Raw genomic sequence first — 24,062 nt, 5'->3', positions numbered from 1 at the left:
CCCGTCAGCCAGATTAAAGCTTTTTCGCTTTTTCCACAGCTTCTTCAATGGTACCAACCATGTAGAACGCCTGTTCTGGCAGGTGGTCGTAATCGCCGTTCAGAATACCGCTGAAGCCACGAATAGTGTCTTTCAGGGAAACGAACTTACCTGGTGAACCAGTAAAGACTTCAGCAACGAAGAATGGTTGAGACAGGAAGCGCTGGATCTTACGAGCACGAGCAACAACCAGTTTGTCTTCTTCAGACAGTTCATCCATACCTAGGATTGCAATGATGTCTTTCAGCTCTTGGTAACGCTGAAGGATAGACTGAACGCCACGTGCAACATCATAGTGCTCTTGACCAACAATGAGTGGATCAAGCTGACGGCTAGTAGAATCCAGAGGGTCAACCGCTGGGTAAATACCCAGAGATGCGATTTGACGGCTCAGAACCACTGTTGCGTCCAAGTGAGCAAAGGTTGTTGCTGGTGATGGGTCAGTCAAGTCATCCGCAGGTACGTAAACAGCCTGTACAGAGGTGATAGAACCAGTCTTAGTCGAAGTGATACGTTCTTGAAGAACACCCATCTCTTCTGCTAGCGTTGGCTGATAACCTACTGCTGATGGCATACGACCTAATAGCGCGGATACTTCTGTACCTGCCAGTGTATAACGATAGATGTTATCCACGAACAACAGAACATCACGGCCTTCATCACGGAATTTCTCAGCCATAGTCAGACCAGTCAACGCTACGCGCAGACGGTTTCCTGGTGGCTCATTCATTTGTCCGTAAACCAGTGATACTTTGTCAAGAACGTTAGAATCGGTCATTTCATGATAGAAGTCGTTACCTTCACGGGTACGCTCACCAACACCTGCGAATACTGAGTAACCTGAGTGCTCAATCGCGATGTTACGGATAAGTTCCATCATGTTTACTGTTTTACCAACACCCGCACCACCGAACAGACCAACTTTACCACCTTTAGCGAATGGACAAATCAAGTCCATTACTTTGATACCAGTTTCAAGTAGTTCTGTAGAGCTTGAAAGCTCTTCATAGCTTGGTGCAGCGCGGTGGATAGACCAACGCTCTTCTTCGCCGATATCACCTTTCATATCAATAGGGTCGCCCAGAACGTTCATGATACGTCCTAGCGTTGCTTTACCTACTGGTACTTCAATTGGGTGATCTAAGTTTGTTACTTGTAAACCACGGCTCAGACCATCGGATGTCCCCATTGCGATACAACGGACAACACCACCGCCTAATTGTTGCTGAACTTCCAGCACCAATTTTTCTTTACCGTTCATAACCTCAAGAGCGTCGTACACTTTTGGTACTGCATCTTGAGGGAACTCGACGTCCACAACGGCGCCGATTACCTGGATAATCTTTCCAGTAGCCATCTTGAATCCTCTACGTAATTCGTAAACCTAGCTGTTAAACCGCGGATGCACCCGAAACGATTTCGGTAAGCTCCTGAGTAATGCTGGCCTGACGAGCTTTGTTGTAAACCAACTGCAACTCTTTGATCAGGTTTCCACCATTATCAGTAGCAGCTTTCATTGCTACCATTCGTGCGGCCTGCTCACTAGCCAGGTTTTCAACGACGCCCTGATAAACCTGCGACTCGATATAACGACGCAGCAGGGTATCCAGCAACGCCTTAGGATCGGGTTCGTATATATAATCCCAAGATTTCTTCTTCAATGTCTCGTCATTACTTGCAGGTAATGGCAGTAATTGAAGAATAGTCGGCTCTTGAGACATTGTATTGATGAACTTGTTAGTCACCACATACAGTTTATCCAAACGCCCTTCATCATAGGCTTGTAGCATAGAGTTAACTGGGCCGATCAAATCAGACAATGTAGGGTTATCACCCATCCCTGTAACCTGAGTGACAACATTGCCACCGACAGATCCAAAGAATGACACTGCTTTAGAACCGATCAAAGCCAAATCAACTTGAACGTTTTTTTCAGACCATGTTTTCATGTCTGTTAATAGTTTTTTGAACAAGTTAATGTTCAAGCCACCACACAAACCACGGTCTGTAGAAACAACCAGATACCCGACACGCTTAACTTCACGCTCTTCGAGATATGGATGTTTATATTCCAGATTACCTAATGCTAAGTGACCAATTACACTGCGCATGGTCTCTGCATAAGGACGGCTGGCCGCCATGCGTTCCTGCGATTTACGCATTTTGGACGCAGCGACCATTTCCATCGCTTTAGTGATCTTCTGCGTGTTTTGCACGCTGGCGATCTTGGAACGTATCTCTTTTGCGCCGGCCATTTCTGCTTCTCCTTATTTAACCAGACGGCCCATAAAAATTCATGGGCCGAATAGTATTACCAGGACTGGGTTGCTTTAAATGATTCGAGCAGTTGTTTCAACTTAGCTTCGATATCATCGTTATAGTTACCCGCCGGGCCGATTTGTTTCATAAGGTCAGCATGCTCGCGCAGTGCATAAGCAACTAATGCAGCTTCAAACGCACCAATTTTCGCTAGTTCAACATCATCCAAGAATCCACGTTCTGCCGCAAACAGAGACAATGCTTGTTCTGCTACTGACATAGGTGCATATTGTTTCTGTTTCAGCAATTCAGTTACTTTTTGACCGTGGCTCAACTGCTTACGCGTTGCATCATCAAGGTCTGAAGCAAACTGAGCAAATGCTGCCAGTTCACGATATTGAGCAAGTGCAGTACGGATACCACCAGACAATTTCTTGATAATTTTAGTCTGAGCAGCACCACCAACACGAGATACTGAAATACCCGGGTTAACCGCTGGACGAATACCAGAGTTAAACAGGTTAGATTCCAGGAAGATCTGACCATCTGTAATTGAAATTACGTTAGTCGGAACGAATGCAGAAACGTCACCGCCTTGAGTTTCAATGATAGGCAATGCTGTCAATGAACCAGTCTGGCCTTTAACTTCACCTTTAGTGAATGCTTCAACGTATTCAGCGTTAACACGAGCAGCACGCTCAAGTAAACGGGAATGCAGATAGAAAACATCACCTGGGTATGCTTCACGTCCAGGTGGACGACGTAGCAACAGTGAAATTTGACGGTATGCAACGGCTTGTTTAGACAGATCATCATAAACAATCAGAGCATCTTCACCGCGGTCACGGAAATATTCACCCATTGCGCAGCCTGCATAGGCTGACAGGTATTGCAGTGCTGCTGATTCAGATGCAGTAGCAACAACAACAATGGTATTTGCCAGTGCGCCGTGTTCTTCAAGCTTACGAACTACGTTAGCAACAGTTGATGCTTTTTGACCAATAGCGACGTAAACACATTTGATACCAGAATCGCGTTGGTTGATGATTGCATCGATAGCCAAAGCAGTTTTACCTGTTTGACGGTCACCGATAACAAGCTCACGCTGTCCACGACCGATTGGGATCATCGCATCGACTGATTTATAACCAGTTTGTACCGGCTGATCAACGGATTGACGCTCGATAACACCTGGAGCGATAACTTCAATTGGAGAGAAGCCATCGTTTTCGACAGGGCCTTTACCATCAATTGGTTGACCTAGTGTATTCACAACACGTCCAAGCAGGCCACGGCCAACTGGAACTTCAAGAATACGACCAGTACATTTAACCTTCATGCCTTCCGCTAGGTCAGCATAAGGGCCCATAACTACAGCACCAACGGAGTCGCGCTCCAAGTTCAGTGCAATTGCGTAACGGTTGCCAGGCAGCGCGATCATTTCACCCTGCATAACTTCGGCTAAGCCGTGAATACGAATGATACCGTCATTGACGGATACAATCGTACCTTCATTGTGAGCTTCACTCACAACATCGAACTGAGCAATACGCTGTTTGATCAGTTCGCTGATTTCGGTGGAATTCAGTTGCATATGCTCCAGTCCCCTTAAGACTGCAAGACGTCTGTTAGACGATCTAAGCGACCGCGGATACTCCCATCAATGACGAGATCTCCCGCACGAATAATCACTCCAGAGATAACAGACTTATCAATTTTGCAATTCAGCTTAACTTTGCGTGACAGACGTTTTTCCATCGCGGCAGAAATTTTAGCTAACTGCTGTTCATTCAATTCGCTAGCAGAAATAACATCAACTTCAATCGTTGATTCCAGAGCATCACGCAGTTGAATAAACTGAGCCAGCACTTCTGGTAGCGTACTTAGACGCCCATTTTCAGCCATAATTCGAATCAGATTTTGAACATGCTCGTCAATTTCATCTCCACAAACAGAGATAAACGTTTTAGCTAATCTTTCTGATGCAATAGAACCAGAAAGTAACTCACCAACCTGTTCATTGCGCGTCACCTCAGAGGTGAAGGCCAGCATATTCTGCCACTTTTCAACAGACTGGTTTTCCACAGCAAAGTCAAAAGCTGCTTTGGCGTAGGGGCGAGCTACAGTAGCGATTTCAGACATGCCCCTCCCTCCTTACAGTTCAGCGACTAGTTTATCAACGATGTCGCTGTTAGCAGCTTCATCCACGGAACGTTCGATGATCTTCTCGGCACCTGCGACAGCAAGCATCGCAACCTGTTTACGTAGCTCTTCACGTGCACGTTTACGCTCAGCATCAATTTCTGCTTGAGCTTGTGCGACGATTTTTGCACGCTCTGTTTCAGCTTCTGCTTTGGCTTCTTCAATCATCTGGTTGCGTTGTTTATTCGCTTGCTCGATGATGACTTGAGCTTCTGCTTTCGCTTTTTTCAGTCGGTCGGTTGCGTCGGTTTGCGCCAGTTCCAGGTTCTTTTTAGCACGTTCTGCGGAAGATAAACCATCAGCAATTTCTTTTTGACGTTTTTCTATGGCCGCCATAATCGGTGGCCATACATACTTCATACAGAACCAAACAAACAGGACAAACGCGATAGCCTGGCCGAGGATTGTTGCATTTAGATTCACAGACAATACCTCTTGTTAATTAATGAGTTAATGTTCTTAGTGTTCTGTAACAAAAGTTAGGCAACAGCGAACATTACATACAAGCCCAGACCAACAGCAATCATCGGAATAGCATCAACAAGACCCATAACGATAAAGAACTGAGTACGCAGCAGAGGGATTAAATCCGGCTGACGAGCAGCACCTTCTAAAAATTTACCACCTAGGATGCCGATACCGATCGCAGCACCGATCGCCGCTAAGCCCATCATAATAGCAGCAGCCATGTACAGCAGATCCATATTCAGGTTTTCCATGACAGTCTCCAGTTTGTTTCAGTTAAGACAATATTAATAGTGAAATTAATGTTCTTCAGATGCCATCGATAGATAGACAACAGTCAGAACCATAAATATAAAGGCTTGTAGCGTAATAATCAGTATGTGGAAGATAGCCCAAGGTAGGCTTAGCAACCACTGTGACCACCACGGTAGCAGACCAGCGATAAGAATAAAGATCAATTCACCTGCATACATGTTACCAAACAGTCGCAGACCGAGTGATACAGGTTTTGACAGCAGGCTTACCCCTTCAAGAATTAAGTTGATAGGAATAAAGACTGGATGATTAAAAGGTTGAAGAGTCAACTCTTTCGTAAATCCACCAATTCCTTTCATCTTAATGCTGTAGAAGAGGATCAGGATAAACACACCAATCGCCATCGATAAAGTGACACTAACATCTGCGGTTGGTACTGCACGTAATGCAGGTAACCCGAGATAATGCTCAGCAATATACGGAAGGAAATCGATAGGGAGTAAATCCATAAGGTTCATTAAAAATACCCAGACGAACACGGTTAAAGCCAGAGGGGCAATAACTTTGCTCTTACCGTGATACATATCACGGACTGAGTTATCAACGAAACCAATGATCAGTTCTATTGCAGTCTGTAACTTACCGGGTACGCCACTAGTCGCATTGACAGCAACTTTTCTAAATAGCCACAGGAACAATGCCCCGAGAACTACCGAGAAAAAAAGCGAGTCAATGTTCAACGTCCAGAACGTTGGACTAGCGTGGGGATCGACCAACTTAAAGGTACTTAGATCCAACTGAAGGTTTCTCAGGTGGTGACCTATGTACTCATTTGTAGTCATCACTTCTCCTGATGCAGACATGATGCCTCTTACCCTTTTGTAGTTTAAAAATACTTACCGTTTAAAAACGGCTGGTGCAACAATCTGAACAATTAGCACCGCTAAATAGGTCAAACCCAGTGGTGTTAATGACGCTTTAAACACACCGAAAGCAACAACTAACACAGTTATGGTTGTCACAACCTTTAACCCTGCTCCTAATGCAAAGAACCAGGCAATGCGGACAGGTTCATCCTCTTCTTTTGCTTTCTGGAAGTGGGTTAGCAGCATAAATACGATATTTGGTAACCAGCATGCTAAACCACCCGCAAGAGCAGAGGCCCCCCATTCTATACTATTTGCACAGAAAGCCCCACTGAGGATAACAAAAGTTATTAGCTGAAGAGACAACAGCTTTACCGCGTGCTTGTTGTCATAAAGGGATACAGACATAACTTTTTGTACTCCCAGCTGTTCTCAGCCTCAGAAACGCTAAGTGTTGTATAAAACTGCCTTTGCTTAAATGTGTCAAGAGACAAAAACGAGCAAATTATACGGGCAGGCGAAATGAATTCAATCAGTAAGTAGCGAAAAGGTGAATAAATATTTAATTTTTTCGAGATAGCGCAGAAATGTCGCAATAATAATTAATAAATAGTTAATGACTCGACATGCACAAACATTTTTTTGTGACTAATATCACAATAATTATTCCGTTCTTTATTTGCAGCTCTTCGCTTTGCTATACACAAAAAAAATATTTGAGCAGTAAATCAAATAATTAAAAGCGATAATTTTTAATCAAAAAAAAGATTTAATAAATCAAATATTTCATTATTAATCATTAGAAGCACAGTTGTGTTTTATCCTAAATATCCATTTAGAGATATTTTTTAGTTCCAAATGTTTATTTTTGATAGTTATTCGTTATTACCGTGTAAATATCACGTAAAATCCGAATTGATAAAATAGAGCTGAAAATAAAAATAGCAGTAACATTGTAAATGCGACTGCTAAAGCTCTAAAAGATAAAATTTTATTGATACAAAGCAACTTTATTTTAAGGATAAAATGACTAAATGACGCTGCTCATCAAGTTCAGGTACTTTCAATTCAGTGACAGAGTCAACTAAGAAACCATCAGGTAACTCCGCTAACTCTTCTTCACGTACCACACCTTTCAAGGCGTAGAATTTTCCTGAAGAGCTAGGGAGATGGTGGCACCAATTCAACATGTCACTCAAAGAAGCAAATGCACGGCTGATCACACCATCAAAACCGATATCGGGTTGGTATTCTTCAACACGTGATTGAATCGGTTCTATGTTAGTTAGTCCTAACTCATGTTGCACTTGCTTCAGAAAACGAATTCGTTTACCTAAGCTATCTAATAAAACAAAATGTGAATCAGGGCGCACAATAGCAAGTGGGACTCCAGGTAACCCAGGCCCTGTACCAACATCAATAAATGATGTTCCCTTGAGCTGACCGTTCACCACTATGCTATCCATAATATGGCGGATCAACATTTGTTGAGGGTCACGAACTGATGTCAAATTATAAGCTTTGTTCCACTTATCTAATAGTTCAACATATCCGACAAGTTGTTGTAATTGCTTCTCTGTCAGTTCAATACTAGCTTGTTTTGCTAAACGAGTTAGTTGTACTAATAAACTCATCGTTAAGCGCTCCTACGCAACATACCTTGTTTTTTCAACCAGACAAGCAAAATAGAAATAGCCGCTGGTGTGATCCCTGAAATTCGAGATGCTTGGCCAATCGATGTTGGTTTATGATCATTCAATTTAGCCATAACTTCATTCGATAAACCTTTCACTTGCTTATAATCAAGGTCAACAGGCAGTAACGTATTTTCATTGCGTAATTGACGCTCGATCTCTTCTTGCTGACGAGCGATATAACCTTCATATTTGACTTGGATTTCTACTTGATCGGCAGCTTGAGGATCAGTAATACCAGGAGCAAAACGACTGAGCGATATTAGTGTTTGGTAATCCATCTCAGGGCGACGCAATAAATCTTCCCCATTTGCTTCCTTAGACAAAGGAACGGACAATATTTGGTCAATTTCATCATGCCCTTCTGCTTTAGGGTGAACCCAAATATCTTTTAAGCGTTGGCGTTCTTTTTCAATCAACTCAACTTTATGATTAAAATGAGCCCAGCGAACATCATCAACCAGTCCTAGTTCACGACCTTTTTCTGTTAAGCGGAGATCGGCATTGTCTTCACGTAGCATTAAACGATATTCTGCACGGGAGGTGAACATACGGTAAGGTTCTTTTGTACCTAAAGTACAAAGATCATCGACTAATACCCCCATGTAGGCTTGATCGCGACGTGGGAACCAACCTTCTAAATCAAAAGCATATTGAGCAGCATTTAAACCTGCTAATAAACCTTGAGCACCTGCTTCTTCGTACCCTGTAGTACCGTTAATTTGACCAGCAAAGAATAGTCCATTGATAAATTTGCTTTCTAGCGTTTGTTTTAGATCTCTAGGGTCAAAGAAATCATACTCGATCGCATAACCAGGACGAACGATCCGAGCATTCTCCATTCCTTTCATGGAGTGAACAATTTGCATTTGTACATCAAATGGTAAGCTGGTGGATATACCATTTGGATATATTTCATTACTGGTTAACCCTTCAGGCTCTAAGAAGATCTGATGAGTGTCACGATCAGCAAAACGCATGACTTTATCTTCGATCGAAGGGCAATAACGTGGGCCGATCCCTTCAATGATCCCCGCATACATTGGGCTGCGATCTAAGTTATTTCTGATCACATCATGTGTTTTCTCATTAGTATGCGTGATATAGCATGGCATTTGCTGTGGATGTTGATCTTGAGATCCTAAAAAAGAAAACACAGGCATTGGGTCATCACCCAGTTGCTGACCTAATTGACTGAAATCGATAGTACGTGCATCAATACGTGGTGGTGTTCCTGTTTTTAAACGATTAACTCGTAACGGTAATTCTCTTAAACGTTGAGACAGAGAAATCGAAGGTGGATCACCAGCTCGACCCCCACTGTAATTTTCTAAACCAATATGGATTTTACCATCAAGGAAAGTCCCTACGGTTAATACCACTGCTTTAGCTTTAAATTTCAAACCCATACGGGTTATAGCACCTGTGACTACATTGTTCTCAACAATTAAGTCTTCAACTGGTTGTTGAAAAATCATTAAGTTAGGCTGATTTTCTAAAGCTGTTCTAACTGCTTGGCGATAAAGAACACGGTCTGCTTGTGCTCGAGTTGCACGAACAGCAGGCCCTTTACTGGCATTGAGGGTTCTAAATTGGATCCCTGCTTTATCAGTGGCGATTGCCATTAAGCCGCCAAGTGCATCAATTTCTTTTACCAGATGCCCCTTACCGATCCCACCGATGGCTGGGTTGCAAGACATCTGGCCCAATGTATCAATATTGTGAGTCAGTAATAGGGTTTGACGCCCCATACGTGCAGCTGCCATTGCTGCTTCTGTGCCGGCATGACCACCACCAATTACGATGACGTCAAATTGCTCTGGATAAAACATGTGTGAACCTTAACGTTAGAAAAATGCTGAGTGTCGCATTTGAGGAGAGGAATTCTACTCAAGTTTTAAGGATAGACCAAGCCCAGTTGATCCGTGCCTTATAATATAAAGATCTTTTTATTTAAAGATCTCTTTATTAGATCTTTTATTAGGATCATCGATATCTGTGGATAACTGAATATTCACTTTAAAGATCATCAAAGTGTAAAGGATCATATACTGTGAATGATCCGTGATCCTTTTGCGTATAAGCTGGGATCAAAAAGGGTACTTATACACAGGCTACGGATGTCCTAAAACTTATACTATGGATAACTACGGGTTAATACCGTGATCTTACCAGAGTTATCCACAGTCGATCGATGTTATTTTAAGCAAATCAGAGTTCGTTTGCCCAAATTTTAACCCATACCCCTGCTGGATCCTCGGGGATTTCATGCTGCTGTACATCAATTTCGAGTGTTTCACCGATCTTTTTTGCACCATGATCTTGTAATAACGTGTTCAATTTATGGATCGCACCACAGAAGGTGTCGTATTCCGAACTGCCAATACCAACAGATCCAAATTGAATATTGCTAAGATCAGGTGATTGAGCTTCTATTTCTTCAGCGAAAGACTGAATACTTTCAGGGAGATCACCTGCACCATGAGTAGAGCTCACCACCAGCCATAAGCCTTCATTAGGTAGTGAATCTAAATCAGGACCATGTTGCACATCGGTTTCATAGCCAAGTTCTTCTAAGATCTCTGCCATATGCTCTGCAACATATTCAGCACTACCCATTGTGCTGCCACTTATTAGGGTTACTTTTGTCATGGTGATTCCCAATAGCAATATTAAGGCACTATTGTACGCTGTGAATGAGCTGGGATCTACCTGTGGATAATGTGGTTATATAAATTTTTTTTTAAGGGCTAATCGTTCTCATGATCGGGTTCTGTAGCGAGATCAGCGTTTCTGTGGATTGAATTTCATCAATCGTTTGAATTTTGTTGATAAGTACATCTTGAAGGGAATCGATCGATCGACACATTACTTTGATAAAAATACTGTATTGGCCTGTTGTGTAATACACCTCAACCACTTCTTCTAAAGCATCCAATTTTTTGAGTGCTGTATGATAGTCTTTGGCACTTTTTAAAATAATGCCAATAAAACAGCAGACATCAAAGCCGAGTTGTTTCGGGCTGATATCAATGCGAGTTCCGGTAATGATCCCTGCTTGCTTCATTTTTTCAACACGAACGTGAATTGTTCCTGGGCTAACAGAGAATTTTTTCGCTAATTCGGCGTAAGCGGTTCGTGCATTTTTCATTAACTCGTGAAGTATGTCACGATCGAGATTATCGATTTGATAATTTTCAGGCATTATTAACCCTCTATTTTAACGATTTGTTATTTTTATACCTATTTTTTTAAATAAAATAAACGATAAAGTGTTTTTTTAATGATGTATATTGAATTTATGCCCCATTTTGTTGCTTAATCTACACATCGGCTAACACAGCTAACAAATTATGGGTGAACACAATGGACAAATCATTTATCGAACAACAACAGCAAATCAGCTTTGTTAAATCTTATTTCTCACGTTTGCTTGAAAAAGAGCTTGGCTTAATTGAAGTTCAAGGACCTATCCTGAGTCGTTTAGGTGATGGTACTCAGGACAACTTATCAGGTCATGAAAAAGCCGTTCAAGTGAAAGTGAAATCAATTCCTGATGCAACCTTTGAAGTGGTTCACTCTTTGGCTAAATGGAAACGTAAAACATTAGGTCGTTTCGATTTTAAACAAGGCCAAGGACTGTATACACATATGAAAGCGTTACGTCCGGACGAAGATCGCTTAACACCAATCCATTCCGTCTATGTCGACCAATGGGATTGGGAAAAAGTGATGGCAGATGAGGAGCGTACACTTCCTTATCTGAAGCAGACAGTGGGTAAAATCTATCAGGCAATAAAACAAACAGAAGCCGCTATTAGTACTGAATTTGGACTGGCACCGTTCCTGCCAGAACAAATTCACTTTATCCACAGTGAAGAGCTGTTACAACGTTACCCTGATTTAGATGCGAAAGGCCGTGAGCGTGCGATTGCTAAAGAATTAGGGGCTGTTTTCTTGATCGGTATCGGCGGTAAACTTTCTAGTGGCGAAGCACATGATGTACGTGCTCCTGATTACGATGACTGGACTACTGAAAACGAAGAAGGCTTTAAAGGCTTGAACGGCGATATCATTGTGTGGAACCCTGTTTTACAAGATGCATTTGAAATTTCTTCAATGGGGATCCGTGTTAGCCCTGAATGCTTGACTCGCCAGTTAGGGTTAACAGGTGATGAGAAACGTATGGAGCTAGATTGGCACCAAGCATTGGTTCAAGGCAAAATGCCTCAAACTATCGGCGGTGGAATTGGCCAATCACGTTTAGTGATGCTTCTCCTACAACGTCAGCATATTGGTCAGGTTCAGTGTGGTGTTTGGTCACCTGAGATGCGTGAATCAGTTGCAGGTATGCTTTAGTCTCTAGCGACTGAAACGGCGCAGTAATCTACTTTTTAACCCGGTATCGAAGCGCCAGATATGATCAAATATTTTCATGATACCGGGCTTCCCATAATTTGAGACTGATACCGCATGGAAGCGGTATTTTCCTACCTTTTGTAGCGATCTTATTTTCTGAACTAACTCATCTGGTAAACGTTGAGAAACAAAATCAGAAATTACCACTGCGTCAGCATCTGCCCACGAAGGGGACTCTAATCTTTTCACTGTTTCTTGAAGGCAAGCCGCTAAATCAGTACCTCCACGAAATGTTTGATGTAAAAAGCGCATACATTGCTCTAATCCATCCACTGAGAGTAGATCATAGTGAACAATTTCAGTGGAAAATAACATAACGTGGCAAGAACGATTATCCGCTAGCGCAATCTTCATCAAAGCAAGGCAAAATGCTTTTGCACAACGTTCATTCAATCCTCCCATTGACCCTGATGTATCTATACAAACAATAAAAGGGCCTCTTGGTTGCTCTTCATCTTGATGATGAGTGACAGGGCGTAGCACATGCCTTTCTTGCCAACTCTCTCCTTGTAAACGATAAGTAAGGAGTTGTTTTTCCAATAACTTACGATAGAACTCCAATTCGATTTCTTCTATCCCTAGCATTGCTAGCTCAGTGGGTAACAATCGCAAGATATCGTCACTTTGTCCTATACCATCAACTTGCTCAGGAACAGTTTCTGGGACTTTTTCCATAATAGTGACTGGTTCTAAAAGAATGCTATCTTCAGGTAATGAACGGGCGGATTGGCTTCGACCGAGTAATTGTGCAATTTTTTCTAATTCAGGCTGCTGGCGTAAAAACTCACTATAACGATTTAATAATTTATCGTTATAAGCAGAAGTGGTATTGAGTCCTTTACTTAAATCCCATAATCGTCCTGCGGCTCTTTCATTTTCGCCTAAAATCTCTTCTAAGTTGCCGCTTAAAGCCAACCGGCGTTGCAATTCAGCCAATAATTGCTCTTTTTCTTGCTCTAATAATTCTTTATGTAAGGTGGTGACTTGTAAAATTAAGCTAATTCGCCAACGCTGAATAAATAAGCTTTGTCTAGCGCTACGATTATCTATTTTTCCTGAACTTAATTTGCTTGCCTCTGCATAAAAAGGCGAATCAATTTTCTCTAACTTTTCAATTAGCGAGGGCAATTGTTCAAAAAATAATGTCGTTGGTTGACCCAAGGATTGTTGGTAAAGCTGAAATTCTTCGGTTAATTGAGCAGGAACTAATGCATCTTGTAACTTTTGTTTGAGATCCTTTTTCCATTCAGACAAATCTTTTAACAATGCTTTTTTTAATCTCGGATGTTTTTCAAAGAAAACGGCTAATTGAGGTGTAGCGAGAAGAGATATAATAATCTCTTCTATTAGTTGGCTTTCATTTACTGAGAGCAATAAGTCTAGCGTGGCTAAACTAAGCATTATTGTCCGCCACTTTGCCAGTTATTTGATTACGTAACTGTGACAGCTTTTCTGAAAGTTTAATAAAGCTTCCTTCTATACCTGCTAGCCAATAGGATTCTATAAACAGATTAGGTTGCTGTTTTTCAAATTGATATCGTGCTGACTGGATATCTTGTTGGATTTTATCAAGCTTTTCTAACCAAACAGTATTGTCAGTTTTATCTACACGGGTTGCTGACTGCTGTAAATAGAGCGTTGAGGTTTGATGGCTAACATCAAGTAATTGTATTTGATTCAAATTATTAATTTCAGCAGCAATTTCTTGTGCAAAGCCAATCCCATTTAGGTGAGCTGAGAGTGTTGTTCCTTTAGTTAAAAATTGGGTTAACAGCTTTTTGTCAGTGGTAATAAAGGTCACTTTCATATCATGCAGCTGTAATGGTTTGTGTAAAAACAGTGTTAAGCGACCTTCTTGAATATCTTCAGGTAATGTATAGGTTGGACGTCGAGCAAACATAGGTGTGCTTTTATTGACTTTAAAAGCATTCTGGTTGTTTTGATCTTGAGTTGATGATGTCCATTCTTGATAGAGCATCTCCATTTCACGTGATAATTTTCTTTGCTGCCATCCATCCTCTTCCAGAATTGATTTTAGTAATTGAGGTAATGCATTCATTGATTGCATGTCATGCCATAAACAATCTTTTAGCAGGATAATATCGAGAGGTGAAATGGTATTCCTGCCATTAAAAAAGGCACTGGCTTGTAGCAAATAAATCGCTTTTTTCCAACGTCGGTCGGAAACATAGAGTTGTTTATCGGTTGCGTCTAATTGTTGACGTAGCTGATAAATCAACTCAAAACAGTGATCGGGCAGCGTAATTAGGGGGATCTGTTGCTGCCATTCATAATATTCATCATCGCTGATTTTTAAATGTTCAGGTACTAACGAATCATCTGGTAATGATTTACTGGTTAATAGCGCACGAAAATTTTGTTTTTCTTGGACTTTATCCAGCCAAATACGTATTAACATTCTATCGAATAGAGCTTCTAAGCTATTATCTGCGTCGGGTAATTCATTAGAAGCGGTGACGAGTAATCGCATCGGGATATTACTTTCACCATCGCCATTACGAAACTTGCGCTCATTTATTGCTGTCAGTAAGGTATTTAATATAGCGGGGCCTGCTTTCCAAATTTCATCTAGAAATACGACTTCAGCATCAGGTAAATAACCTTTTGTTAGGCGTTGATAGCGACCTTCATCTTTTAAGGCTTGAATAGAGAGTGGACCAAAGATCTCTTCCGGTGTGGAAAATCGGGTCATTAAATATTCAAATGCATTAGCATGACGGAATGCATACTTCATGCGGCGTGCAATTAAGCTTTTAGCGATACCTGGAGGCCCTAAAAGAAAAACGCTTTCTCCACTTAACGTTGCAAGTAGGCATAAACGGATCGCATGTTGGCGTTCATATAAGCCACTTTCAAGATAGTTGCTAAGTTGGGCAATTCGTTCCGCTAGCTGCATGTTTTTTCCTTGATGCTTTTAATTATTACTTAGGCAATATATTCCCTAGGTTAGCGATCTTAAGACAAATAGTGCAACGTATTTTGTCATTTTTCTTTGATTGCTAATATGTTCGTCATATTTCAAATCACAGCATTGCTGGCTTCATTTACTCGTTCTAGTTGCATATTTATCTATATTCCAAGCAATTTACATATTGAATGCTTAGCTATACTTCTAATTTAATCACAAAAACGATTCAGCCTTAATTAATTCAATACATTCATTTTTTTAGTACTTTTTTTTGTCAACGAAACGTTTCGATAACGATCACAAATCTTGCGTAATAAGATTGAGTTGTTCAATTTTTTATCTATGATTAAGTTTAGCGAAACGTTTCGCTAACAAGGAAATGGCGGGAACAATGAAGAAAGGTATATTGCTTAATTCTAATATTACGTCAGTGATTGCTAAGTTAGGCCATACAGACCATATCACTATTGCTGATGCTGGGCTGCCTATCCCTCAGCAAGTTGAGCGAATAGATCTAGCAGTCACCCATGGTTTACCTGATTTTATGTCTGTATTGAATGTGGTAACGCAGGAAATGCAGATAGAAAAAGTGATTTTGGCAGGGGAAATTACGACCATTAATCCTCAGATGGAACAGGCAATATTGACACATTTAAAAGCGTTAGAGCTAACTCAAGGAAAAGCTATAGAGGTGGAATATTGTAGCCATGAAAGCTTTAAACAGCTAACACGCGACAGTAAAGCCGTTATTAGAACAGGGGAATGTTCACCTTTTGCCAATGTAATTCTCTGTTCTGGTGTGACTTTCTGAGGTGTATATGCAACCTTTATTAGAACTTATCGGTATTGATAAATCTTTTCCGGGTGTAAAAGCGCTAAATGGAGCCGCTCTTAAAGTTTACCCCGGGAAAGTGATGGCTCTTGTTGGGGAAAATGGTGCGGGTAAATCCACCATGATGAAAGTATTAACAGGGATCTACAGTAAAGATGCCGGCGCTATCCGTTATTTAGGTAAAGAAGTAGTCTTCCATGGTCCTAAGAATTCACAAGAAGCTGGTATTGGTATCATCCATCAAGAACTGAATCTAATTCCTGAACTCACCATTGCTGAAAATATTTTTCTCGGCCGTGAATTTGTGAATAGATTTGGCAAAATTGATTGGAAAACGATGTTTAGTGAGTCCGATAAGCTCCTAAAACGCCTTAATCTTGATTATGACAGCCACCAGCTGATCGCTGAACTCTCTATTGGTGAGCAGCAAATGGTTGAGATAGCGAAAGTATTAAGCTTTGAATCCCAAGTTATTATTATGGATGAGCCAACGGATGCATTAACAGATACTGAAACCGCTTCATTATTCCGTGTTATTGAAGAACTTAAAACACAAGGTCGTGGCATTGTTTATATCTCTCATCGTTTAAAAGAGATCTTTGAAATTTGTGATGATGTGACGGTTTTCAGGGATGGGCAATTCATTGGTGAGAAATCAGTGAATGAATTAGAAGAAGAAACATTAATCGAAATGATGGTTGGTCGTAAATTAGAAGACCAATATCCACGCATTGATATTCCTGTTGGTGAGGTGCGTTTACAAGTTGAAAATTTATCAGGCGTGGGTGTAGAACATGCCAATTTCTCTCTACGCAGTGGTGAGATTTTAGGCGTTTCAGGACTTATGGGGGCTGGGCGCACTGAACTAATGAAGATTATCTATGGTGCCTCACCCAAAAAATCAGGTGATATACGCCTAGAAGGTAAAACGCTTTCCTTAAAAACCCCTCAAGACGGATTAAATAACGGTATTGTTTATATCTCTGAAGATCGTAAACGTGATGGTTTAGTGCTTGGTATGTCAGTAAAAGAAAACATGTCTTTAACTGCGTTACGTTATTTTAGCCGTGCTGGTGGAAATCTTAATCATAAAGAAGAACAGCAAACTGTCGGCGATTTTATCCGTCTATTTAATATTAAAACACCATCTATGGATCAAATCATCGGCAACTTATCAGGTGGTAATCAGCAAAAAGTGGCTATTGCTAGAGGTTTGATGACCAGACCTAAAGTGTTGATTTTAGATGAGCCAACACGTGGCGTGGATGTTGGCGCAAAAAAAGAAATCTATCAGTTAATTAACCAGTTTAAGAAAGAAGGGCTGAGTATCATTTTAGTCTCTTCTGAAATGCCAGAAGTGATTGGAATGAGTGACCGCATTCTTGTTATGCACGAAGGGCATATCAGTGGTGAATTTTCAGCTAAACAAGCGACACAAGAAGTTCTCATGGCAGCGGCTGTTGGGAAAAGTTACGGATCAGCTCAGGAGTTATCAGCATGACATCGAATAACACAACATCAAAACGCTGGTTCAGCAAAGAATGGTTAATGGAGCAAAAATCGCTTATTGCTTTATTAGTATTAATTGCCATTGTTTCATCACTTAGCCCCAATTTTTTTACCCTTAATAACCTGTTTAATATTCTACAGCAGACTTCAGTCAATGCGATCATGGCAGTTGGTATGACATTGGTTATTTTGACTTCAGGGATCGACTTATCGGTTGGATCATTGCTGGCACTAACAGGTGCTGTTGCTGCTTCAATGGTTGGAGCGGATGTTAATGCTTTTGTTGCTGTCGCTGGTGCACTTGCGCTTGGTGCTGCAATTGGGGCATGTACAGGGGTGATCGTTGCAAAAGGTAAGGTACAAGCTTTCATTGCCACTTTGGTAATGATGTTATTACTGCGTGGTGTTACTCGGGTTTATACGGATGGTAGCCCAATCAATACAGGATTTAGTGATAATGCCGATTTATTTGGTTGGTTTGGTATTGGCCGTCCATTAGGTATTCCAACGCCAATTTGGCTGATGATCATTGTCTTTGCCGCAGCATGGTATTTATTACACCACACTCGTTTAGGTCGTTATATTTATGCCCTAGGTGGTAATGAATCAGCTACTCGCTTATCCGGTATCAATGTTGACCGCATTAAAATTATTGTTTACTCCCTTTGTGGCCTATTAGCAGCATTAGCGAGTGTAATTGAAGTTGCTCGTCTCTCTTCTGCGCAGCCGATGGCTGGAAATGGCTATGAGCTCGATGCAATTGCAGCGGTTGTGCTTGGGGGCACAAGTCTTGCTGGTGGTAAAGGCCGCATTGTGGGAACTTTAATTGGTGCGCTGATCTTAGGTTTCTTAAACAATGGCCTAAACTTATTAGGCATATCGTCCAACTATCAAATGATTGTAAAAGCCGTCGTAATTCTGCTTGCCGTACTCGTTGATAACAAAAAATAATACCCTACAGGAATCTGATTATGAAAATGAAAAAGTTAGCAACCTTATTATCAGTAATGGCGTTAACCGCAACTGTTAGTGTTAATGCAATGGCAAAAGAGAGTATTGCGTTAGTGATTTCAACGCTGAATAACCCATTCTTTGTAACTATGAAAGACAGCGCCCAAAAAGAAGCTGATAAACTTGGTTATGAATTGATTGTACTGGATTCACAGGATAATCCAGCGAAGGAGTTAGCTAACGTTCAGGATTTAACCGTTCGTGGCACTAAACTGATGTTGATTAACCCAACGGATTCAGATGCGGTTGGTAATGCCATTATTATGGCAAATAAAGCAAAAATCCCTGTGATCACACTTGATCGTGCTGCGAATAAAGGGGAAGTGGTTAGCCATGTCGCATCTGATAACCGCATGGGCGGTAAAATGGCTGCTGACTTTATTGCACAAAAAACCGGTAATGATGCCAAAGTTATTCAACTAGAAGGTATTACAGGTACCTCAGCAGCACGTGAACGTGGTGAAGGCTTCAATACAGGGGCTAAAGAACATAAATTCAATGTGCTAGCAAGCCAACCAGCTGATTTTGATAGAACAAAAGGCTTGAACGTGATGCAAAACCTACTGACAGCGCATCCTGCTGTGCAGGCTGTTTTTGCTCAAAATGATGAAATGGCTTTAGGGGCATTAAGAGCGTTACAAACCGCGGGTCGTGATGATGTATTAGTGGTTGGTTTTGATGGTACCAATGATGGTATTAAAGCAGTTGAAGGCGGTAAATTAGGGGCCACTATTGCACAACGTCCTGATCAAATCGGTATTGTAGGTGTGCAAATCGCCGATAAGATCCTAAAAGGTGAAAAAGTAGAGCCAACCGTTCCTGTTGAATTGGAATTGGTTGTAAAAAAATAAAACTTAAAAAACCGCCGTTGTAATTAACGGCGGTTTGCTCTGCTGATTGAATTAAAAAAGAATACAAGGAACTTGATGTTATGGGCACTGCTAAACTTGTTGTTTTAGGTAGTATCAATGCTGATCATATTTTGAATATTGAGCAATTTCCCCAACCCGGTGAAACTGTTAGGGGAAATCATTACCAAGTTGCATTTGGTGGTAAAGGTGCTAATCAGGCTGTTGCTGCTGGTCGAAGTGGTGCGGATATAACATTTATTGCTTGTGTTGGTGACGACAGCATTGGGCAAAATATTAAAAAACAACTGGAAACAGATAGCATACATATTGAATGTATTGATGCTGTTAAAAATGAAACGACAGGTGTTGCGCTGATATTTGTCAATCAGCAAGGTGAAAACGTTATTGGTATCCATGCAGGTGCAAATGCACATTTAACAACTGAGCGGGTTAATCACTACCAACAAAAAATCATTGATGCTGATGCTGTTCTTATGCAATTAGAATCGCCAATTGAGGCAGTACAACTAGCCGCTGAGATCGCACAAAAAAATAATACTAAAGTAATATTAAACCCTGCTCCGGCTCAAGCGCTTCCTGATTCATTGCTTGCACTGGTTGATATTATTACGCCAAATGAAACGGAAGCAGAGCATTTAACAGGTATTGCTGTTAATGATGATCATGGTGCTCAAGCTGCGGCTCAAGCCTTGCATGATAAAGGTATTAGTAAAGTGATAATCACATTAGGCGCTAGAGGTGTGTGGTTTAGTGAAAAAGGTAAATTAGGCAAAATTATTGCTGGATTTAAAGTCAAAGCCGTCGATACTATTGCAGCTGGAGATACCTTTAATGGGGCTTATGTGACGGCATTGCTTGAGGGAAAAAATGATACACAAGCAGTTCGTTTTGCCCATGCAGCCGCTGCTATTGCGGTAACTCGCGCAGGTGCTCAGCCTTCTGTGCCATGGCGCAATGAAATTGATACCTTTTTAACTCAACAGGAATAGCTTGTGGCAACAATGAAAGATGTTGCGCGCCTTGCAGGTGTATCAACATCCACAGTTTCTCATGTCATCAATCAAAATCGTTATGTTAGCGAAAGCGTGACATTGCGGGTAAAAAATGCAATCGAGCAGCTAAATTATGCGCCGTCAGCGCTTGCCCGCAGCTTAAAAATGAATCGCACTAATACGATTGGGATGCTACTGACAACAAGTAATAATCCCTTCTATGCCGAAGTGGTACGTGGTGTAGAACGCAGTTGCTATGAATTAGGTTATAGCTTGATCTTGTGTAACACAGAAGGCGATCTTCAACGGATGAATCACAGCTTAGAAACCTTATTACAAAAGCGGGTTGATGGCTTATTGATCATGTGTACAGAGGCTCAAGGACCATCAAAAGAAGTCCTTTCACGCTATCCATCAGTACCTACCGTGATGATGGATTGGTCACCTTTCGAATCTGGAGGTGATATTATTCAAGATAACTCCTTTCTTGGTGGCGAAATGGCTACGCGTTATTTGATTGAAGCGGGTTTCACTCAAATAGCTTGTATCGCTGGCCCACAAGATAAATCACCAGCTCAAGCACGTTTTCAAGGGTTTCTAGCCGCGATGAAACAAGCTTCGCTATCTATCCCTGATGAATATATTATTTTTAGTGACTTCGAGTTTGCTGGTGGTTTTGAGTCAATGAATAAGCTGTTAGAGCTTGCTAACCCACCAAAAGCGATTTTTGCGGGTAATGACGCAATGGCAGTGGGAGCCTATCAGGCGGTATTTCGCCAAGGGTTAAAAGTCCCTGATGATATTTCAATTATTGGCTATGATGATATCGATTTATCACCGTATATGATCCCGCCATTAACGACAATCCATCAACCGAAAGATGAACTTGGTAAATTAGCCGTTAATCAGCTTATTTTTAGGATGGATAACCCTGAAGCTTCTGCAAATGTTTTAGTATTGACGCCCAAATTGATTGAGCGCCAATCGGTTAAATATCGTTAGCTTTTATCGGCTGCTTGTTTAGCCTTACTTTTTATTAGATTTTGCCCATCATTTTTCTTTAACAATAAAAAGACAAATGCAGAAAGTAAGGTAATAACGCCAATAGTGATAAAGGTGTAATGGAAATTATCAACCGTATTCCCACCGGGTTTGCCTTCATAAAAGCTCAATATTGCCGCACTGACTGCGATACCGAAACTGATTGATAACTGTTGAGTAACGGCCAACATACTATTACCAGCACTGGCGTTATTATCGGTTAAATCAGCTAAACAGATAGTATTCATGGCCGTAAATTGAGTCGACATCACCATACCAAGCACAAACAAAGGTAGCACCAATAAATAAATGGACATACTCGGTGATTGCAAGGAAAACTGAGCTATCATAAAACCGATAATCACAGTTACAGTAAATAACGTATTACGATAGCCAAATTTAGTGAGTATGCCTGTGACCGAAGACTTCGCAATAATCGAACCAATCGCCATTGGTGCCATCATCATACCGGCAATAACAGCTTCGTAGCCAAAACCAACCTGTAACATGAGTGGCATTAGAAAAGGAATACTGCCTGTTCCTAAGCGAGTCGCTATATTGCCACTGATACCTATACTAAAAGTGCGCGTTTTAAATAAATTTAATGGAATGATGGCATGCTTAATGCGTCTTGCATGGAAAATATATAGGAACAAACAAAAAAAGCCGCCAAGAACAAGGGATGTAGGGACATAGTTAGAAAGTGAAGCATCACTAAATAAATCTAAGCTCACCGATAGCATGACTAAACCAAAGCCGAATAAGATAAATCCAAGGACATCAAATTTACGTTTTGGCATTTTAAAATCAGGCATGGATTTTAACGCGTATAAAATTCCTAATACACCTATTGGTATATTGATAATAAAAATCCAATGCCATGTTGCATAGGTTACCAATATTCCACCTAATAGAGGGCCGAGTATTGGGCCAACTAAGCCTGGAATGGTGACAAAATTTAAAATGGGTAATAATTCACTTCGCGGATAGGCACGGATCAACGCTAAACGTGCAACAGGCATCATCATTGCACCACCAATACCCTGAATAACTCGCGATGTGACTAAGAATGTGAGTGATGGTGATAATGCACATAAAAGAGAGCCGAATGAAAACAAGGAAACGGCAATAATAAAAATACGGCGTGTACCAAATCGATCTGCAAACCAGCCACTTACTGGTATTAACAGTGCTACAGTTAACGTATAGCTCACAATAGCTGACTGCATAGCAAGTGGCGAGTGATGAAGACTCTTGGCGATATCAGGTAGAGCCGTATTCAAAATGGTTGCATCAAGGGCTTGCATGAAAAATGCCATTGCCGCAATCCATGGAAGACCTGACATGCTTTTGGCTGTTTTTAACATCGGTAACCTATTAAATAGAAAGTTAAAGCAAACATGGAAGTTATCGTGTTAGGTTTGTTTCCCTGTAATGGTTAATAACTTATAGCAAAGATCGAACGCTTTGGCGCTATTACATTTTATTATGGCATTGGCCAGCTGTTTATGGATATCAACTTCAATCACATCATTCTCCGTTATCGCATCAAAGTAAAATTGATAAACCGAACGGAACAAATTCGCAAAAGAAAGTAAAAATGGATTTGCGCAAGCTTCATAAATGGCGAGATGAAAACGGTGATCAACATCAATCCAATGCTGTCTATCAAATTGTTTTGCGAGTAATTGCATTTCATTTGCTAATAATTTCAGCGATTGCTTTTGTTCATCGGTAGCATTTTGAGCAGCAAGATAACAGGCTTGAGGCTCTATCGCGAGGCGTACAATATGGAAATGCTTAATAACAACGGATTGCTCGCCACTATTAATCCACCATTTAAGTAGATCTTGATCCAAAAAGTTCCAATGTGAAGAAGGCATCACTCGTGTTCCAATGCGTGGACGAGCTAATAACATGCCTTTAGCCGCTAGAATTTTAACGGCTTCTCTTATTGCTGTCCGGCTAGCTTGAAACTTATCAGCGAGTTCTACTTCATTAGGAAGTATTGAACTAGGTGAATAAGTGCCTTTGAGTATCAATTGACCAAGCTGTTCTGCAATAACATAAGAAAGGTTTTTTTGCGAAGCAGTTTGCTGCTCACTAAATTCCATAATTAATCCCAATACGTAACTCTAAGCGATTATATTACGTGAGTAGGCGAGCAATTGCTGCTGAAATAATCAATTTCACGTTGGGTTTAGCTGATTTTTCACCATTTTGATGAAAAAAAACGCTAACGAAAAGAAAATGCAAAAAAGGGGTTGCCAGAATTTTCTGACTCCCTATAATGCGCATCCACTGACACGGCAAGCCGCTCCGGTGGTGAGGTTTGAAAAATAACCCCGATGACAGTTGAGGTGAAAAAAGAAAGAAAAGGTTGAAAATAATTACTTGACTTTCTGATAGAAAAACGTAGTATACGACACCTCGCGACAACGACCTAAGTAATTAAATCCTAGGAAGTTAATTGATAAAAATTATCAAAATGTCGCAACGCTCTTTAACAATTTATCAGACAATCTGTGTGGGCACTCACAAGACACTATCAAAAAATATTTGATTTTAAAGTCTTGAAGAGTGACTAACACGTTAATTCATATACATATGAACTAATAGGTAATCTGGTTTCTTCGGAAATCAGGCGACAGTAAAACATTCTTTGAGCATCAAACAC

General features: G+C 40.9%; 23 protein-coding genes. 7 read left to right on the top strand and 16 right to left on the bottom strand.

Features of this window, described 5'->3' with window-relative positions; all coding sequences use genetic code 11:
• Positions 1-13: 13 nt before the first annotated feature.
• The 12 genes from atpD to asnC form a co-directional block, all read right to left on the bottom strand.
• Complete coding sequence (gene atpD, locus SC428_RS17325; protein ID WP_070929811.1) at positions 14-1,396, bottom strand: F0F1 ATP synthase subunit beta; 1,383 nt, start codon at positions 1,394-1,396, stop codon at positions 14-16.
• A gap of 34 nt (positions 1,397-1,430) precedes the next feature.
• Positions 1,431-2,294, bottom strand: a complete 864-nt coding sequence (gene atpG / locus SC428_RS17320) for a F0F1 ATP synthase subunit gamma (protein ID WP_140179965.1) — start codon at positions 2,292-2,294, stop codon at positions 1,431-1,433.
• Positions 2,295-2,350: 56 nt separating this feature from the next.
• Positions 2,351-3,892, bottom strand: a complete 1,542-nt coding sequence (gene atpA / locus SC428_RS17315) for a F0F1 ATP synthase subunit alpha (RefSeq protein ID WP_318709251.1) — start codon at positions 3,890-3,892, stop codon at positions 2,351-2,353.
• A 14-nt stretch (positions 3,893-3,906) separates the two neighbouring features.
• A complete protein-coding gene (gene atpH / locus SC428_RS17310; RefSeq protein WP_070929809.1) occupies positions 3,907-4,440 on the bottom strand; it encodes a F0F1 ATP synthase subunit delta in 534 nt (177 codons plus the stop codon).
• 12 nt (positions 4,441-4,452) lie between these two features.
• A complete protein-coding gene (gene atpF, locus SC428_RS17305; protein WP_070929808.1) occupies positions 4,453-4,923 on the bottom strand; it encodes a F0F1 ATP synthase subunit B in 471 nt (156 codons plus the stop codon).
• 56 nt (positions 4,924-4,979) lie between these two features.
• Positions 4,980-5,219 (bottom strand): F0F1 ATP synthase subunit C, encoded by a 240-nt coding sequence (gene atpE / locus SC428_RS17300; RefSeq protein WP_004393045.1) that lies wholly within the window; start codon positions 5,217-5,219, stop codon positions 4,980-4,982.
• 45 nt (positions 5,220-5,264) lie between these two features.
• On the bottom strand, positions 5,265-6,083 hold the full coding sequence (atpB, locus tag SC428_RS17295) for a F0F1 ATP synthase subunit A (RefSeq protein ID WP_070929807.1): 819 nt from the start codon (positions 6,081-6,083) through the stop codon (positions 5,265-5,267).
• A gap of 33 nt (positions 6,084-6,116) precedes the next feature.
• On the bottom strand, positions 6,117-6,494 hold the full coding sequence (atpI, locus tag SC428_RS17290) for a F0F1 ATP synthase subunit I (protein WP_070929806.1): 378 nt from the start codon (positions 6,492-6,494) through the stop codon (positions 6,117-6,119).
• A gap of 602 nt (positions 6,495-7,096) precedes the next feature.
• Positions 7,097-7,720: a 16S rRNA (guanine(527)-N(7))-methyltransferase RsmG gene (gene rsmG, locus SC428_RS17285; RefSeq protein ID WP_140179967.1), complete on the bottom strand. Its 624-nt coding sequence runs from the start codon at positions 7,718-7,720 to the stop codon at positions 7,097-7,099.
• A 2-nt stretch (positions 7,721-7,722) separates the two neighbouring features.
• Positions 7,723-9,612, bottom strand: a complete 1,890-nt coding sequence (gene mnmG / locus SC428_RS17280; protein WP_070929804.1) for a tRNA uridine-5-carboxymethylaminomethyl(34) synthesis enzyme MnmG — start codon at positions 9,610-9,612, stop codon at positions 7,723-7,725.
• Positions 9,613-9,991: 379 nt separating this feature from the next.
• The gene (mioC, locus tag SC428_RS17275) at positions 9,992-10,432 is read right to left on the bottom strand and encodes an FMN-binding protein MioC (protein WP_140187332.1); all 441 of its coding nucleotides are present in this window, start codon (positions 10,430-10,432) and stop codon (positions 9,992-9,994) included.
• Positions 10,433-10,523: 91 nt separating this feature from the next.
• The gene (gene asnC / locus SC428_RS17270; RefSeq protein ID WP_070929802.1) at positions 10,524-10,985 is read right to left on the bottom strand and encodes a transcriptional regulator AsnC; all 462 of its coding nucleotides are present in this window, start codon (positions 10,983-10,985) and stop codon (positions 10,524-10,526) included.
• Positions 10,986-11,146: 161 nt separating this feature from the next.
• Between asnC and asnA the strand changes: the two genes are divergently transcribed.
• Positions 11,147-12,139, top strand: a complete 993-nt coding sequence (asnA, locus tag SC428_RS17265) for an aspartate--ammonia ligase (RefSeq protein WP_140179971.1) — start codon at positions 11,147-11,149, stop codon at positions 12,137-12,139.
• Positions 12,140-12,142: 3 nt separating this feature from the next.
• On the opposite strand, the gene viaA is transcribed toward asnA, so the two are convergent.
• Entirely contained in the window at positions 12,143-13,600 is a 1,458-nt protein-coding gene (gene viaA / locus SC428_RS17260; RefSeq protein ID WP_318709155.1) for an ATPase RavA stimulator ViaA, read from the bottom strand.
• Complete coding sequence (ravA, locus tag SC428_RS17255; RefSeq protein ID WP_070929800.1) at positions 13,593-15,116, bottom strand: ATPase RavA; 1,524 nt, start codon at positions 15,114-15,116, stop codon at positions 13,593-13,595. Before ravA ends, viaA begins: the two co-directional genes overlap by 8 nt.
• A gap of 403 nt (positions 15,117-15,519) precedes the next feature.
• Here ravA and rbsD point away from each other — a divergent pair, with 403 nt between their 5' ends.
• The 6 genes from rbsD to rbsR all read left to right on the top strand — a co-directional run bounded on the left by rbsD (position 15,520) and on the right by rbsR (position 21,346).
• Positions 15,520-15,939 carry a D-ribose pyranase gene (rbsD, locus tag SC428_RS17250; protein WP_070929799.1) on the top strand — a complete coding sequence of 140 codons (420 nt, stop codon included), beginning with the start codon at positions 15,520-15,522 and terminating at the stop codon, positions 15,937-15,939.
• Between the two features lie 7 nt (positions 15,940-15,946).
• A complete protein-coding gene (gene rbsA, locus SC428_RS17245; protein ID WP_140187334.1) occupies positions 15,947-17,461 on the top strand; it encodes a ribose ABC transporter ATP-binding protein RbsA in 1,515 nt (504 codons plus the stop codon).
• Positions 17,458-18,420, top strand: coding sequence for a ribose ABC transporter permease (gene rbsC, locus SC428_RS17240; RefSeq protein WP_140187336.1), 963 nt, complete (start codon positions 17,458-17,460; stop codon positions 18,418-18,420). The genes rbsA and rbsC overlap by 4 nt, the downstream gene beginning before the upstream one ends.
• Before the next feature lie 20 nt (positions 18,421-18,440).
• Positions 18,441-19,331: a ribose ABC transporter substrate-binding protein RbsB gene (gene rbsB, locus SC428_RS17235; RefSeq protein ID WP_140179979.1), complete on the top strand. Its 891-nt coding sequence runs from the start codon at positions 18,441-18,443 to the stop codon at positions 19,329-19,331.
• Between the two features lie 80 nt (positions 19,332-19,411).
• On the top strand, positions 19,412-20,341 hold the full coding sequence (gene rbsK / locus SC428_RS17230) for a ribokinase (protein WP_070929797.1): 930 nt from the start codon (positions 19,412-19,414) through the stop codon (positions 20,339-20,341).
• A gap of 3 nt (positions 20,342-20,344) precedes the next feature.
• On the top strand, positions 20,345-21,346 hold the full coding sequence (rbsR, locus tag SC428_RS17225) for a ribose operon transcriptional repressor RbsR (RefSeq protein WP_175442587.1): 1,002 nt from the start codon (positions 20,345-20,347) through the stop codon (positions 21,344-21,346).
• On the opposite strand, the gene mdtD is transcribed toward rbsR, so the two are convergent.
• Both mdtD and SC428_RS17215 read right to left on the bottom strand, forming a co-directional pair.
• Complete coding sequence (mdtD, locus tag SC428_RS17220; protein WP_070929796.1) at positions 21,343-22,752, bottom strand: multidrug transporter subunit MdtD; 1,410 nt, start codon at positions 22,750-22,752, stop codon at positions 21,343-21,345. The genes rbsR and mdtD overlap by 4 nt on opposite strands.
• A gap of 48 nt (positions 22,753-22,800) precedes the next feature.
• Entirely contained in the window at positions 22,801-23,499 is a 699-nt protein-coding gene (locus SC428_RS17215) for a FadR/GntR family transcriptional regulator (RefSeq protein WP_070929795.1), read from the bottom strand.
• Between the last annotated feature and the right edge of the window lie 563 nt (positions 23,500-24,062).

This window comes from Providencia sp. 2023EL-00965 (assembly GCF_033550225.1).
Taxonomy (GTDB): domain Bacteria; phylum Pseudomonadota; class Gammaproteobacteria; order Enterobacterales; family Enterobacteriaceae; genus Providencia; species Providencia manganoxydans.
This window is presented reverse-complemented; position numbering and strand designations above follow the sequence as displayed.

Bases quoted from the DNA above. Each gene is read 5' to 3' on its own strand.
- rbsB (WP_140179979.1), top strand. From the start codon at position 18,441: ATGAAAATGAAAAAGTTAGCAACCTTATTATCAGTAATGGCGTTAACC.
- SC428_RS17215 (WP_070929795.1), bottom strand. From the start codon at position 23,499: ATGGAATTTAGTGAGCAGCAAACTGCTTCGCAAAAAAACCTTTCTTAT.
- atpH (WP_070929809.1), bottom strand. From the start codon at position 4,440: ATGTCTGAAATCGCTACTGTAGCTCGCCCCTACGCCAAAGCAGCTTTT.
- atpB (WP_070929807.1), bottom strand. From the start codon at position 6,083: ATGTCTGCATCAGGAGAAGTGATGACTACAAATGAGTACATAGGTCAC.
- rbsC (WP_140187336.1), top strand. From the start codon at position 17,458: ATGACATCGAATAACACAACATCAAAACGCTGGTTCAGCAAAGAATGG.
- mdtD (WP_070929796.1), bottom strand. From the start codon at position 22,752: ATGTTAAAAACAGCCAAAAGCATGTCAGGTCTTCCATGGATTGCGGCA.
- asnC (WP_070929802.1), bottom strand. From the start codon at position 10,985: ATGCCTGAAAATTATCAAATCGATAATCTCGATCGTGACATACTTCAC.
- ravA (WP_070929800.1), bottom strand. From the start codon at position 15,116: ATGCAGCTAGCGGAACGAATTGCCCAACTTAGCAACTATCTTGAAAGT.
- atpD (WP_070929811.1), bottom strand. From the start codon at position 1,396: ATGGCTACTGGAAAGATTATCCAGGTAATCGGCGCCGTTGTGGACGTC.
- mioC (WP_140187332.1), bottom strand. From the start codon at position 10,432: ATGACAAAAGTAACCCTAATAAGTGGCAGCACAATGGGTAGTGCTGAA.
- atpA (WP_318709251.1), bottom strand. From the start codon at position 3,892: ATGCAACTGAATTCCACCGAAATCAGCGAACTGATCAAACAGCGTATT.
- rsmG (WP_140179967.1), bottom strand. From the start codon at position 7,720: ATGAGTTTATTAGTACAACTAACTCGTTTAGCAAAACAAGCTAGTATT.
- atpE (WP_004393045.1), bottom strand. From the start codon at position 5,219: ATGGAAAACCTGAATATGGATCTGCTGTACATGGCTGCTGCTATTATG.
- rbsD (WP_070929799.1), top strand. From the start codon at position 15,520: ATGAAGAAAGGTATATTGCTTAATTCTAATATTACGTCAGTGATTGCT.
- atpI (WP_070929806.1), bottom strand. From the start codon at position 6,494: ATGTCTGTATCCCTTTATGACAACAAGCACGCGGTAAAGCTGTTGTCT.
- asnA (WP_140179971.1), top strand. From the start codon at position 11,147: ATGGACAAATCATTTATCGAACAACAACAGCAAATCAGCTTTGTTAAA.
- atpG (WP_140179965.1), bottom strand. From the start codon at position 2,294: ATGGCCGGCGCAAAAGAGATACGTTCCAAGATCGCCAGCGTGCAAAAC.
- rbsK (WP_070929797.1), top strand. From the start codon at position 19,412: ATGGGCACTGCTAAACTTGTTGTTTTAGGTAGTATCAATGCTGATCAT.
- viaA (WP_318709155.1), bottom strand. From the start codon at position 13,600: ATGCTTAGTTTAGCCACGCTAGACTTATTGCTCTCAGTAAATGAAAGC.
- mnmG (WP_070929804.1), bottom strand. From the start codon at position 9,612: ATGTTTTATCCAGAGCAATTTGACGTCATCGTAATTGGTGGTGGTCAT.
- rbsA (WP_140187334.1), top strand. From the start codon at position 15,947: ATGCAACCTTTATTAGAACTTATCGGTATTGATAAATCTTTTCCGGGT.